Consider the following 15,325-nt stretch of genomic DNA (forward strand, 5'->3'; position numbering starts at 1 on the left):
CTGTTTTTGTGTCAGTTCCGTGTATTTTGTGTCACACGCAATTGACCGGTTCTGGCAAAGTAATCGAGAACTTTCGCAAACACCTCTTCATCGATTTCCGGGCACTCGATGTCAGCCTGGCGCAACAGACGAGTCGTTTTATTGCCGACGTAAACGACGCTGCCCCTGCTGCTGTGACCGTCCGAGAACAGATTGCCGAGCGGTGCGGCCGAGTTGGCGTCCATGCCTTTGTCCTTCGCGTCTTCCTGCACGGCTTCGATCCATTCGTCCATCGTGACTCGTTCCAGCTCAAAGCCTTTGTTCTCGATGGCTGCGATCAAGTCGTCGTAATCGGTTGCGTTCGGATTGAGCAGGTGGAAGTTGCTGTTCATGCTGTGCTCGGTCATGGAGAGGTGAACGATTCCTTTACTTGCAAAATCGACTGGCATCATGTCCAAATCGCCGCTCATGTCAGGAGCTTTGCCCAAATCGATGATTCCGGCGGCAATTCTCCACATCAGGTCGTCTTTTTGGCATGCCCCTGTTTCGCTGTCGCCCGTCATCCGGCCGCAACGGTAGATCGCTGTCGGAATACCGCGCTGGCGAGCCAGGTTGACGATGTGCTCGGCGACCCATTTGCTCTGCGTATAGCCGGAAGTGAGGATGCGGCTGTTCTCCGGCATGTCTTCCTCGCGAACAGCGACGGATTCCTCGCCTTCCTCCGAGGCAAAGGTGAAAATCGTCGAGACGAAGTGGACAGGCTTGGTCTTTTTGGCCGCAGCCAGGCGAATAATTTCCTCCGTGCCGATGACGTTTGCCTTTTTCAAGGCGGCGTACGGATAAACGAAGTTGACCAAGGCGCCGTTGTGGTAGATGACATCGACTGTTGCGGCCAGCGCGTCAAACTGCCCGGCAGACAGTCCGAGTCGCGGCTGGGCCAAATCGCCGATTACCGGAATGATTCTGTGTGCCTGAGCTTCATCCCACAGCTCGTACAGCTGCAACGTTTTGCGCAGGCGGGCCAGTCCTTCTTCTTCGCCAGAAGCGCGAACGAGGCAGTAAATGTCTGCATCTGTCATCTGCAACAGGTCGCGCAGCAGGAAGGCTCCGAGGAAGCCTGTAGCTCCTGTCAATAACGCCGCCTGGAACTGGCTCGGGTCGCCTTCGTACGGCTGTTCGGCCAAAATCGCCGGATCGAGCGCGACTTCATCCTGAAGACCTTTGGCGTCGATCTCCTGGGAAACGGACGTCAAACCGTGTTTGATAATTTCCTCGATCGTCTTGGCCATCCCCGCGATCGTCGGCGTCTCGAACAAGATGCGCAACGGCACTTCCAGTTGCAGCTCTTCGCGCACTTTAAAAATCAGTTGCGTAGCGAGCAGCGAGTGTCCGCCGATCTCAAAGAAATTGTCGTGCACGCCGATCGTTTCCATTTCCAGCACCGCAGCCCAATGCGCGTGCAGCATGATTTCCACTGGCGTTTGCGGCGCGACGTATTCGACTCCCGCTTCCGAGCGGTCGTATTCCGGCTTCGGCAGCGCTTTGCGATCGAGCTTGCCATTTGGCGTCTTCGGCAAGCTGTCCAAAATCATGTAATGCTGCGGAATCATGTACGCTGGCAGCTTGTCGGCCAAAAAGTGATTCAGATCGTGAATCTTGCTTGTGCAATCGGCCTCGAACACGATGTACGCAACCAGGCACTTGTCGCCTTCCCGGTCTTCGCGGGCGAGCAGCACGACCTCTTTGACGCCCGGGAAGCGGTTCAGCACGGACTCGATTTCGCCCAGCTCGATGCGATAGCCACGGATTTTCACCTGGTAATCGACGCGGCCGACAAACTGGAGATTTCCGTCCGGCAAGTAGCGCACGAGGTCGCCAGTCCGGTACATTCTCGCTCCCGGTTCGCGGAACGGATTTTGCACAAAACGTTCTGCGGTCAGATCGGGACGGTGCAAGTAGCCGCGCGCCAAGCCGGAACCGCTGAGGTACAATTCCCCCGGCACCCCTACTGGCACAGGCTTGCGGTGGCTGTCCAGCACGAAGACGTGCGTATTGAACTGCGGTCTGCCGATTAGCGGTTCGTTCGTCGCTCCTTTTGTCACGATCGCGTGTGTGGAGTAAACGGTATCCTCCGTCGGCCCGTACAGATTGAACACTTTTTCCACGTGCGGGAAGGCGTACAGCTCTTGTGCCAGCCTGTTGGAAAGCGGCTCGCCGCACAAGTTGATGACTCGCACCGAAGCGGGTATGCCCTTCATGCGGACAAGCTCTGTCGCGGCCGATGGCACTGTATTGACGAGCGTCACCTGATCGGCTGCTGGCAAGGCTGGCAGTTGCAAGGCATTTTCCGCCATGATCACTTTGCCGCCCATGGTCAAGGTGGCAAACATCTCGTACACAGACAAGTCGAAGCAGATCGATGTGGAGAACAGGACGCCGCTCATCTCCTCAGGCGTATAAGTGTCATGCGCCCAAGAGAGGAAGTAAATCACGCTGCGGTGTTCCAGTGCTACCCCTTTTGGATTGCCGGTAGAGCCTGATGTGTAAATGACGTAGATCAAATTGTCGGAGGTCGCAAGCTTGCCTGGATTTTCCTCGGACTCAACCGCTACCGTTGCCCAATCGCGATCCAGGCAAATGACGTTGGCCTGGTGCTCAGGCAGCGTCGGCAGCAGATGTTCTTGCGTAAGCAGAACCGGAATTTGCGAATGCCCGATGATGTAGGCAATCCGCTCTGCCGGATACGCCGGATCGATAGGCACATAAGCGCCGCCAGCCTTGAGGATCGCCAAAAGTCCGATCATCATTTCGACTGTCCGCTCTGCGCATATGCCGACGAGCACTTCCGGGCCAACTCCTTGCTTGCGCAAATAGTGCGCCAGTTGGTTCGCCTGCCTGTTCAACTCGCCGTACGTTACGCGCTGCTCACCCACGATCAGGGCGATGCTGTCCGGTGCTTTGCTCACCATTTCCTCGATCATTTCATGGACGCATTTTTCCCGCGAATACGGTACTTCCGTGCGGTTCCACTCGGTGATCAGCAACTGCTCCTCTTCCTCGCGCATAAGCGGAAGCAACGTAATCGACTGATCCGGGTTCGCTACGATCTCTTCCATCAGCTTGTGGAAGTGCTCGACCATGCGAGTGATCGTGCTGCTGTCAAACAGAGCCTTGTTGTACTCTAGCGTGGCAAGCAATCCGTCCGGTGTTTCCACCATCGTCACCGTCATGTCGAACTTCGAGGTGACAGCGCCCAGCTCAAGGTCAAAGCTGCTCAGTTGAATGTCGCCAGCAGGTTCAGCCTGTACCGGGATGTTTTGCAAAATAAACATCACCTGGAACAGCGGAGAGTAGCTCATGCTGCGCTCCAGTTGCAGCTCGTCCAGCAGTTTTTCAAACGGAACATCCTGATGCGCATAAGCTTCCAGCGCGGTTTCGCGAACGCGCGCAAGCAACTCGCGGAAGCTCGGGTGGCCGGACATGTCCGTGCGCAGGACGAGTGTATTGATGAAGTAGCCGATCAACTGCTCCGTCTCTTGCTTGTTGCGTCCGGCAATCGGCGTTCCGACGAGAATGTCGTCCTGGTTGGTGTAGCGGTACAGCAAAGTTTGGAACGCGGCAAAGAGCGTCATGAACAAGGTTGCCCCTTCTTTTCGGCTCAGGCTTTGCAATTGTTCCAAAAGCTCCGCTCCAAACTGGACGGACATTTTCTCCCCTTCGTACGTCTGGACGGGCGGGCGCGGGCGGTCTGTCGGCAGTTGCAAAAGCGGCTCGCTGCCCTTCAATTTTTCTCGCCAGTAGCCGAGCTGTTCAGCGAGAACTTCTCCGCTCAGCCATTCCCGTTGCCAGACGGCGAAATCCGCGTACTGGATCGGCAATTCCCCAAGCGGTGACGCTTCTCCCTGACGAAAAGCCTTGTAGTTGGTCATAAGCTCACTCAGCAAAATTCCCATCGACCATCCGTCTGACGCAATGTGGTGCATGACGAACAGGAAAACGAAGTCGTTGGCATCGAGCTGAACCAGACTCGCCCGGAGCAGCGGCCCTTTGGTCAAGTCAAATGGCTGGACAATCGCCTGTTCTGCCAGGCGCTTGATTTCCGCTTCCCGTTCGGCAGGCTCCAGCGCACGCAGATCGATCCGGGTCATTGCCCAATCGCCATGCGGCTGAATGACCTGCACAGGTCGGCCGTCCCGAACCTCGAAGCTGGTTCGCAAGCTTTCGTGGCGCAAAATGATCGCGGAAAAGCTCGCTTCCCAAGCGGCCACGTCGAGCTCGCCCTGGATGCGCAGGAAAGACGGAATGTTGTTGATCGAGCTGTTTTGCGTAAATTGCTCCAGGAACCACAAGCGCTGCTGCGTAAAGGACAAAGGCAGCGGCTCCTTGCGGGATACTTTTCCAATCGGTGGCGCGAGCTTGCGGGATGACTGCTTCGTGAGCAGCTCCAGCTGTTCGCCAAGCCCGGCGACTGTCGGGTGTTCAAACAACGTGCGCAGTTGCAGTTCCACGCCAACGATTTCCCGCAGGCGAGAAACCGTCTGCGTCGCAAGCAAGGAGTGACCGCCCAGCTCGAAAAAGTTGTCGTCGATCCCGACTTTTTCCACGGCGAGCACTTCTGCGAAGACGTTGGCGATCATTTCTTCCAGCGGGTTGCGCGGAGCGACGTACGCAGCCGTGATTTGCCCCCAATCAGGAGCTGGCAACGCTTTGCGATCGACTTTTCCGTTCACGTTCAGCGGAATGGCCGGAAGCCACGTGTAGCTCGCCGGAACCATGTAGTCTGGCAGCTTTTCCTTGAGCCATTGCTTGATCTCGTCCACGGACAATTCTTGCTCGGCGGCGCTGGTCAAATAGGCAGCCAAACGCTTGTCACCCGGTCGCACTTCTCGCGCAAGCACGACTGCTTCACGGATCGCTGCGTGCTGTCTGAGCGCCTCTGCGATTTCGCCCAGCTCGATGCGATAGCCGCGAATTTTTACCTGATCGTCGAAACGGCCGAGGTAGTCGACGTTGCCATCCGGCAGGTAGCGCACGAGGTCGCCAGTCCGGTAAAGCCGTTCGCCCGGTTGTCCGAATGGATTGGCGACAAAACGCTCCGCTGTAAGCTCGGGGCGGTTCCAATATCCGCGCGCCAGGCACTCGCCGCCGATGTACAGCTCTCCCGGCACGCCGACAGGAACGGGCTTGCGGTTTTGATCCAGCACGTACAGCTTGGTGTTCGGGAACGGACGGCCGATTGTCGGGGTATCGTCGTCAAGCGTCAACTGTTTGATCACGGTACCGACTGTCGCTTCGGTCGGGCCGTAGCAGTTGAAAAATTTTCGTCCTGTTGCATAACGGGCAACCAGTTCGCGGCTGCAAGCATCTCCTCCTACTTCCAGCACGGCGAGATCCGGGTATTCCGCCACAGGTAGCGAAGCCAGCAAGGAGGATGCCATCGATACTTTGCTGATGCGGCGCTCGCGCAACGTGCGGACGAGGTCCGGCCCTGGCAACAGCGACTCGCGATCTTCGATGACCAGCGTCCCGCCTGAAAGCAGCGCCTGCCAAATTTCCGAAACCGAGACGTCGAAGCTGAATGAGGTGAATTGCAGGACGCGACTGGATTCGTCCAATCCGAAATAGGCGATGTACGCCTGCACCATGTTCATCGCACTGCGATGCTCGACAGCTACCCCTTTTGGCAGCCCGGTCGTACCTGATGTGTAGATGACATAAGCGAGATTCGTGGACGCAACATCCGTCTGAATGTTGTCCACGTCTACATGCGCACGATCCGCGAACAGCTTCTCGCCCAGGCAAATGACCGGAGCTGCCGCTTGCGTGAACTTGTCCGCAAGTCCCGCTTGGGTCAGCACGACGACCGCTTGCGAGTCATCCAGCATGTAGGCGATCCGTTCTTCGGGATGCGCAGGATCAATCGGGACATAGGCAGCTCCCGCTTTCAGCACACCGAGAATGCCGATGATCATTTCCATGGAGCGCTCCACGCAAATCGCTACAGTCGTGTCAGGCTTAACGCCTTGGGCGAGCAGCAGATGAGCCAGCTGGTTTGCCCGCTCGTTCAGTCCGGCGTAGCTCAAGCTTTGCTCTTTGTATTCAAGCGCAATGTTGTCGGGCGTTTTCGCCGCTTGCTGTTCAAAGGCGCGATGGAGGCAAAGCTCGCGCGGATACTCTTTTTCCGTGCGGTTCCAGTCGATCAGTACCTGCTTGCGCTCGTCTTCATCCATCAACGCGACGTCATTCAGACGCAGCTCCGGCGATTTGCTCATATAGACCATCAGACGGGTCATCTGGTTCAACACGCGCTCGATCATGGCGTCATCGAAGCGATCCTGGTCATACTTCAACTTGAACGCCACTTGTTTGCCTGGCGCTGCGACCAACGTCAGCGGATAGTTCGTTTGCTCGACTGCCGCTACATCGTGAATTTCCAGAGAAACGCCGGATGTCGCAGATGCAGCCTCGTCTTCGCCTTTTTTGGCTGCTTGCACAGTCGGATAGTTCTCAAACACGAGAATCGATTCAAACAGCGCAGACCCGCGCGGCAGTTCACTCCAGCCCTGGATGTCGAACAGCGGCGTGTATTCGTACTCGCGAATTTCCAGCTGTCGTCGCTGCAAGTCTTTCAGCCAGGCAAGCAAAGTCGCATCCGTCTGCAACGGAACCCGCACAGGCAGCGTATTGATGAACGAACCGACCATCGTCTCGACACCGGGAAGGTCAGCCGGACGCCCTGAACCTGTCGCCCCGAAAAGCACTTCCTCTTCCCCGCTGTAGCTTCCCAAAATCCAGCCCCATGCCCCTTGCACGAGTGTATTGAGCGTCAGCTGATGCTCGCGCGTGAAGCTTTGCAAATGCTCGGTCGCTTCCTCTGACAAAAGGACGCTTTGCTCCTTGTACTGCTTCTGCTGCGAAGCGGCAACATTTTTGCCCATTCCCAAAGAAGTCGGCTCGTGGAAGCCTTTTAGCTGATCTGTCCAGAATGGCTTCGCTTTTTCCCTATCCTGGCGCTTCAGCCAGGCAATGTACTGGGAGAACGGCTGCGAAGGCACAAGCTTTCCTTCTCGCCCCTCGCTGATTGCAGCATAGTGGGCAAGCAGTTCGTTCAACACGATCGGAACGCTCCAACCGTCAAGCAAAACGTGATGGAAGCTCCAGACGAAGCGATACTCCTCGTCTTTGGTCTGGAAGACGACCCAGCGAGACAATGGCGCTTGCGCAATATCGAAGCTGCGTCTGCGGTCTTCTTCCAGGAAAGCGGCCAGCATCTCGTCCTGCACATCTGCTTGCAGGTGGCGCCAGTCTTCCTTGGTGAGCGTGACTTTCACGTCTTTTCGCACGACCTGGTGCGGCTCGCTCAGTCCTTCCCAAACGAAGTGCGTCCGCAAAATGGAGTGGCGATCCAGCACGTTTTGCCACGCTTTTTCCAGGACAGACACGTCCAGGTTTTGGAACGTGACCGCAAATTGCACGACGTAATCGCCGCTGTCCTGGCTGTACAAGGAATGGAACAGCATCCCTTGCTGAAGCGGAGACAACGTGTACACATCCTCGATTTGTCGGTCGAAACCGATGTGTTTGTCGATCTGCTTTTGCTCCAGTACAGCCAACGGGAAGTCGGACGGGGAGTACCCTCCTGCTTCCGGCAGTGTGCAATGGGCGACAATCTCGCGCAAGGCAGCCATGAAGCTCTCCGCTACTGCCGCAATCGTACTCTCTCGATGAAGCTTCTCGCTGTACCGCCAAGTCACGTGGAGCTGTTCCCCTGCCACTACGCTGTTTACGTCGAGCAGGTGATGCCTTTGCGCGCTCGGGCAAAGATTCGCTCCGCTGGACTCAGGTGCCGAGCCAAACAAGGAATCGCTGCCGACGATCTGATCAATTTTGCCCATGTAGTTGAACAATACGTCGGCTTGTATGCGGGATATGGCATCGACGATCTCCGGTTCCGCATGGAGGTAGCGGAGCACGCCGTAGCCAAGTCCTTTGTTCGGGATGGCGCGCAGTTCTTCTTTCGTTGTCAAAAGCGCCCGTCTCACCGAAAATGTCTCGTCCCATTGCAGGTGTACCGGATACATGCTGGTGAACCAGCCGACGGTGCGGGACAAATCCAGATGTTCCGCCAGTTCTTCGCGTCCGTGTCCTTCGACGTTGACGAACACCGAACGTTTGCCCGTCCACTGACCGAGCGCCTTGGCCAAAGCGGCCAGCAAGACGTCATTGATCTGGGTACGGTACGCTTGCGGCACCTGCTGCAAAAGTGCTTTCGTCTCTTCGACGGTCAAGGAAAAATGAACGGACTTGACTGTCGCTTCCGTATTTTCCGCACTATCTGGCATGTCTACGGGCAGTTCAGCCGAATGGACGGAGGACTTGGACAGCCAATAGCTTTTTTCATGCTTGAACGCTTCGGAATGCGCGTAGCGCTCCAGTTCTTGCGCCCACTCTTTGTAGGACGTAGTTTTCGCTGGCAGCTTCACCTCTTGACCTGCGGCGATTTGCTGGTAGGCATGCTGCAAGTCTTCGAGGATGATCCGCCACGACACGCCGTCTACAACCAGGTGATGGGCGACGATCAGGAGGCGGCCCGGCACCTCTTTTCCGAGATGGAAGTAGATGGTTTGCACGACTTGCCCGGCACGCAAATTCAGTTGCGTCTGCGTCTCGTTGGCAATCGCTTCGATGGCACTGGCTTGTTCCTCTGGTGCAAGCTGGGACAAATCTTCCACGCGAAACGGAATCGTCTCGCTTGGCGCATCCATCGCTTGCAGCCAGCCGCTTTCGCTTTGTGTATAGCGCATGCGGAAAGCATCGTGCTGGAACATGAGCTGTCCGACCGCTTGTTTCAGCGCCGCAGGATCGATGCCAGCCTGAATGGAAAGCAGCACGGACTGGTTCCAATGATCGCGGTTTGCCAAAGGAAGCTGGAAGAACCACTTCTGAATCGGCAAAAGCGGCAGCTCGCCTGTGACGGCTCCTTGTTCCGCTTGCACTGCTGCTTTTTCCTCCACGATCTCCGCCAGTTCCGCGATCGTCTGGTATTCGAACAGCTGCTTCGGCGCAAGCGACAACCCTGCCTGATTCGCGCGGGACACGATCTGGATGCTGAGAATCGAGTCGCCGCCCAGCTCGAAGAAATTGTCGTGTATCCCGATTTGTTCGATCCCGAGCACGTCTTTCCAGATGGCCGCCAAGCGCCGTTCTTTTTCTGTCGAAGGCGAGACGAACTCTCCTTCCAGCTCCGGACGTTGGAAATCCGGCGCAGGCAAATTTTTACGGTCTACCTTGCCGTTTGGCGTGAGCGGCAAGTACGCCAGCTGGGTGAAAAATGCCGGAACCATGTAATCCGGCAATGTTTCCTTGAGCGCTTTGCGAATGTCGCCTGTCGCAAGCGCCGCCCCTTCCTCCAAAACGAGGTAGGCAGCCAGGCGCTTCGTCCCTTGCTTGTCGGTGCAAACGGTGACGACCGCTTCTTTTACCGCTGGCAAGGCAACAATTGCCGTTTCCACTTCTCCCAGCTCCACACGGAATCCGCGAATGCTCGTCTGATCGTCGGCACGACCGATGAACTCGATACTGCCGTCCGGCAAGGAGCGCACCAAATCTCCTGTGCGATAGAGACGTGCCCCTGCTTTCTCCGTGAATGGATGAGCGACAAAGCGCTCTTGCGTCAAATCGGGACGATTCAGGTAACCGCGCGCAAGGGAACTTCCGCCGATGTACAGTTCACCGGAAACGCCTACAGGAACAGGCTGCCTATGGGCATCGAGAATGTACACCTGAACGTTGTCGATCGGACGGCCAATCGTGGGAGCGGCCGTTTGCCCTGCCTCTTTCGGAACGATGCCCGCCGTCGCCACGACCGTATTTTCAGTAGGGCCGTATTGGTTTACGAGAGTGAACGGAATCTTCTCTGACGGGTAGTGATGCAGCTTGTCTCCGCCTGTCAGCATGTAGCGAAGCGCAGTATCGCCCGGCCACTCCAAAGCGAGCATGCTCTCCGTCAGCGGCGTCGGCAAAAAGCTTACGGTAATGTTCGAAGCGACGAGCCAGTCACGCAGTTTTTCCGGGACAAGCCGGATTTCTTCCTCCGGCAAATACAAGGTGGCTCCTTTTGTTACATAAGGCCAAATTTCCCAGACGGATGCGTCAAAAGCTGTCCCGGCAATTTGCGATGCCCGGTCTGTCGCCGTGACGTCATACGCCCGCTGATGCCAGAAAATCAGATTCAAGAGAGCGGCGTGCTCGATCTCGACTCCTTTTGGCGTGCCAGTCGAACCGGATGTGTAGATGACGTAGGCCAGGTCGCTTGCGGCAGTTGTGTTGACCAGAGCTGCTGTAGGCTCTTGCGCAATCGTCTCCCAATCGGCGTCCAGGCAAATCAGCCGACTCGTGTCTGCGGGCAGTTTTTGCCTGAGTTTTGCTTGCGTAAGCACAATCGCCATGCTCGCATCGTGCATCATGAAGGCGAGACGCTCTTTCGGATACGCCGGGTCCATCGGGATGTAGGCAGCGCCCGCTTTCATGATCGCCAGCTGCCCGATGACCATCTCGACAGAACGCTCGACGCAAATGCCGACCAGACTGCCTCGACCCACGCCTTGCTTTTGCAAATAGTGCGCCAACTGGTTCGCTTTGGCTTCCAGTTGTCCGTACGTCAGGAGTTGATCACGCGTGACGACAGCAGGCTGGTCTGGCATGTCGCGGGCCACTTGTGCCACCAGCTCATAGACAAGCTGCTCTGTGGAGTAGGCCACAGCCGTATCGTTCCATTCCAGGACCAGCTGCTGCTCCTCCACTTCGCTCATCAGCGGCAAAGCAGTGATCGCCTGGTTCGCGTTGGCAGCAACGGCTTTCAGCAACGAGCTAAAGTGCCCGATCATCCGCTCCACCGTATTTCGCTCAAACAGCGCCGTGTTGTACTCGAACGTCGCCGCCAAACCGTTTGCCGCTTCTGCCATCGTCAAGGTGAGATCGAACTTGGTCGTCTCGACCTGCTGGCTGCCTTCCAGCGGCAAAATGCGGATTCCATCCAGCGCGTCTGCCTGAACCGGAATGTTTTGCAGGACAAACATCACCTGGAACAGCGGCGAGTAGCTCAAGCTGCGCTCCACGTTCAACTCGTCGACCAGCTTTTCAAAAGGCAAGTCTTGATGGGCATACGCGCCCAAAGCCGTCTCCCGCACGCGGGCAAGCACTTCTTTGAAGCTCGGCTCGCCTGACAAGTCGGTTCGCATGACGAGTGTGTTGATGAAAAAGCCGATCAATCCTTCTGTCTCCTGGCGACTGCGGCCCGCTTCCGGCGTGCCGACGAGAATGTCGTCCTGGCCTGTATAGCGGTACAGGAACACTTGGAAGGCTGCGAGCAGCGTCATGAACAGCGTCGTTCCTTCCCTTTTGCTCAAGGCAAGGAGATTCGCTCTCAGCTCGTCATCGAACAACAACGAGATGCTGCTGCCTGCATAAGACTGCACAGCGGGACGAGGACGATCTGTCGGCAAGGCAAGCAGCGGTTCTGCTCCCCCAAGCTTCGCCCGCCAGTACGACAGTTGCTCGTCCAAAACATCGCTTGTGAGCCATTCGCGCTGCCAGTAAGCATAATCGGCGTATTGAATCGGCAATTCAGCCAGTTGCGGAGCTTCCGCCTTGGCAAACGCCTGATAGCAATGGAACAATTCACGGATCAAAATGCCTGCCGACCAGCCATCGGCGATGATATGATGCACATTTAACAGGAAGATGAAATCACGCTCGTCTGTCTGGATGATCGTCGCGCGCATGAGCGGGCCTGTGACGAGGTCAAACGGCCTGTTCGCCTCCTCTTTCGCCAAGCGCAGTCCTGCTTCATTGCGCATTTCCTCCGACCGTTCGCGCAGATCGATCCGTTCCAGCTTCCAGTCGATCTCGGGGTGAATCACCGACACGGCTTCTCCGTTATGGTCCGTGAACGTCGTGCGCAAGCTTTCGTGACGCTGGATGATCGTCTGCAAGCTTTGCTCCAGAGCGTCCATATCCAGCTCCCCTTGCAAGCGTACAGCTGTCGGGATGTTGTAGAGCGCACTGTTTGGCATCAACCGATCAAAGAACCACAAGCGCTGTTGGGCAAAAGAAAGCGGCAAATGCCGATCGCGGGAAACGGGAACGAGCGGGATGCGCGACAGCCCAGATTTGTCTTCGCCAGCAGCCGCGATCCATTCGCTCAGCTTGTTCACTGTCGAGCATTCAAACAGCACACGCAGCGGCAAATCGACGCCAAACGCTTCTTTCAGACGGGAAACGGTTTGCGTAGCCAACAGCGAATGCCCGCCAAGCTCGAAAAAGTCGTCGAAGCTGCCGACCCGCTCTACCGAAAGCACTTGCGACCAGATGTTGGCTACCATTTCCTCTGTAGGCGTGCGCGGCGCCACATACTCCCGCTTCGTGGAAAGCTGGCCCCAATCCGGGACGGGCAGCGCGCGGCGATCTACTTTTCCGTTGACGGTGAGCGGAATGGCATCGAGCCAAACAACACCAGCCGGAACCATGTATTCAGGCAGCGTCTCTTTCAGAAAAAGCGCGATCTCCTCTGCGGGCGGCTGTGCTTTTCCCGCTGCCACCAGATAGGCGGCCAGACGCTTGTCTCCCGCTTTTTCTTCGCGGGCGATGACGACAGCCTCCTGTACGGCAGGGTGCTGCCGGATTGCATTTTCAATCTCGCCCAATTCGATGCGGTAGCCGCGAATTTTCACCTGATGGTCGATGCGACCCAAAAATTCGAGATTGCCGTCTTGCCGATAGCGAACGAGGTCGCCTGTCCGGTAAAGCCGCTCGCCTGCCGTGCCAAAAGGATGCGGGATAAAGCTCTCGGCTGTAAGCTCGGGGCGGTTCCAGTAGCCGCGAGCCAAGCCTTTGCCTCCGATGTACAGCTCCCCTGGCACGCCGACGGGAACGGGATTGAGGTTGGCATCCAGCACGTACACGGTTGCGTTGGCAATCGGGCGGCCAATCGGCGGGTTGTTCATCCCGGCCTGGCAAAGCATCATCGTGGAGCAAACGGTTGCTTCTGTCGGCCCGTAGCAATTGAAAAACTGACGGCCTGGCGCATAGCGTGCCACAAGCTCGCGGCTCGGCGCTTCTCCGCCGACAATCAAGGTGTGCAGGTCAGGCAGATCAGCATCAGGCAAAGCCGCCAGAACGGAAGACACCATGGAGACGGTTGTAATGCGTTGCTCTTGCAAAACCTGAATCAGTTCAGGGCCTGGCAAAAGCGACTCCCGATCCTCGATGACAAGTGTCGCACCCGCGAGCAGAGCCATTACAACTTCGGAAACTGACACGTCAAAGCTGAACGAGGTGAATTGCAAAACGCGGCTGGTCGGCTGAATGTCAAAAGCGTCGATCAGCGCATAAGCCAAATTGATCGCGCTGTGGTGCTCGATCATGACCCCTTTTGGCAATCCGGTAGAGCCCGACGTGTAGATCACGTAAGCAAGGTTTTGCTCCGTCACCTCGGAAGACGCGTTGTCAACAGGTTCATCCGCCAAAAGATCGCTGTCGAGGCAAATCACGTGTGCGGCTGTCGCTGGCAAAATCTCCAGCAGCGACTGCTGGGTCAGCAATACGCTCGCTTGTGAGTCGGCAACCATATAGGCGATGCGTTCCTGCGGATGGGCGGGATCGATCGGCACGTAGGCGGCTCCCGCTTTCATGACCCCGAGTATTCCGATAATCATTTCCGGGGAACGCTCCAAGCAAATGCCGACGAGCGTATCCGGTTTGACCCCTTTGCGGATAAGCCGATGCGCCAGTTGGTTTGCCCGCTCGTTCAGCTGCGCGTAGGTCAGCTCTCTGTTTTTATAGGCGACCGCTACTGCATCGGGCGTCTTTTCTGCTTGCTGTTCAAAAGCTTGGTGAATGCAAAGCCCGCTCGGGTAATCCTCTGCCGTCTGGTTCCACTCGACCAAAACTTGTTGCCGCTCGCTCTCGCTGATCAGGGACAGATCGCCAATCCGCTGCTTCGCGTTTTTTGCAATCGAGCTCAAGAGCGAATGAAGCTGGTCGACTACCCGCTCAATCGCCGCAAGCTCAAACTGGCTTTCATCGAATTTGACTTTGATGTCGATCGTTTTGCCTGAAGCCGCAACCAGCGTAAACGGATAGTTGGTCTGCTCCTCGGAATAGACGTCCACAATCGAGATGGCGCTTTCCCCGCCTCCCGATTTTCCGACAGGCATGTTTTCAAAAACGAGAATGCTTTCGAACAAAGACTGGCCGCGCGGGACGTCGCTCCACCCCTGGATTTCCACAAGCGGGGTGTATTCATACTGGCGAAAATCCGCTTGCTGCTGTTGCAGCGTTTTGAGCCAGTTGATGACGCTCTCTTCCGCGTTGACTTGCACGCGGACTGGCAATGTATTGATAAACAAGCCGATCATCGTCTCGACTCCGGGCAAGTCAGCCGGGCGTCCCGAAACGGTGGCTCCAAATACGATGTCATCCTGGCCGCTGTAGCGATTCAACAACAGCGCCCACGCGCCTTGCACGATCGTATTGACCGTCAGGCGGTGCTGGCGAGCCAATGTTTGCAGCGCTTTGGAAGTTTGCTCGCTGACGGTCAAATCCAGCTCCCGATACTGTTTTTGATCGAGGTACGGATTTTTGTAGGCTCGTCCGAACGAAAGCGGCGTGGCTTCGGTAAAACCTTGCATATAGGTGCGCCAAAACGCTTCCGCCTGCTGCAAATCCTGCTTTTTCAGCCAGACAATGTAATCGCGGTAAGCTCTGACCGGAGGGAGGCTCAGCGGCTGCCCTTTGCTGAGCATCTCGTACGCCGCAAACACTTCCCCGAAAACAAGCGGCATACTCCATCCGTCGATCAATACATGGTGCAACGTCCACAAAAAATGAACGGTATCACTGTCCAGATGAAACACATTCAGCCGCATCAACGGCGCTTGCTCGATATCGAAACCGCGTTTGCGGTCTTCTTTGGCAAAATGGTGCAGAAACGCTTCTTGTTCAGAGGAAGAAAGATGAATAAGATCGTGTTCGACCAGGGAAATTTTCAAATCCTTCAAGACGACCTGGACGTATTCTTTTACTTTTCCGCCAACGAATCTGGTGCGAAAAATCGCGTGCCTGTCAACGAGGCACTGCCACGCTTGTTCAAACAGCGGAATATTCAGAGGACCTTGCAGCTTCAACCCCATCTGCACGATGTAGGCTCCGGACTCCGGCTCCAGCAAACTGTGAAAAATGAGGCCCTGCTGCAAAGGAGTAACGGGATAATACGTTTCAATGTTATTCATCTTCTCCTGCTCACTCCCATAAAAATTTGCCAAAGGAGGCGCCGGCGTTTGACGCC

Annotated in this window: 1 protein-coding gene; it reads right to left on the reverse strand. The window is 56.5% G+C overall.

Annotated features, from left to right (window positions below; translation table 11 throughout):
• Positions 1-11 precede the first annotated feature (11 nt).
• Complete coding sequence (gene lgrD, locus EDM60_RS06750; protein WP_122963636.1) at positions 12-15,269, reverse strand: linear gramicidin non-ribosomal peptide synthetase LgrD; 15,258 nt, start codon at positions 15,267-15,269, stop codon at positions 12-14.
• Positions 15,270-15,325 lie beyond the last annotated feature (56 nt).

The sequence above is a fragment of the Brevibacillus parabrevis genome (assembly GCF_003710905.1).
Lineage (GTDB): Bacteria > Bacillota > Bacilli > Brevibacillales > Brevibacillaceae > Brevibacillus > Brevibacillus parabrevis.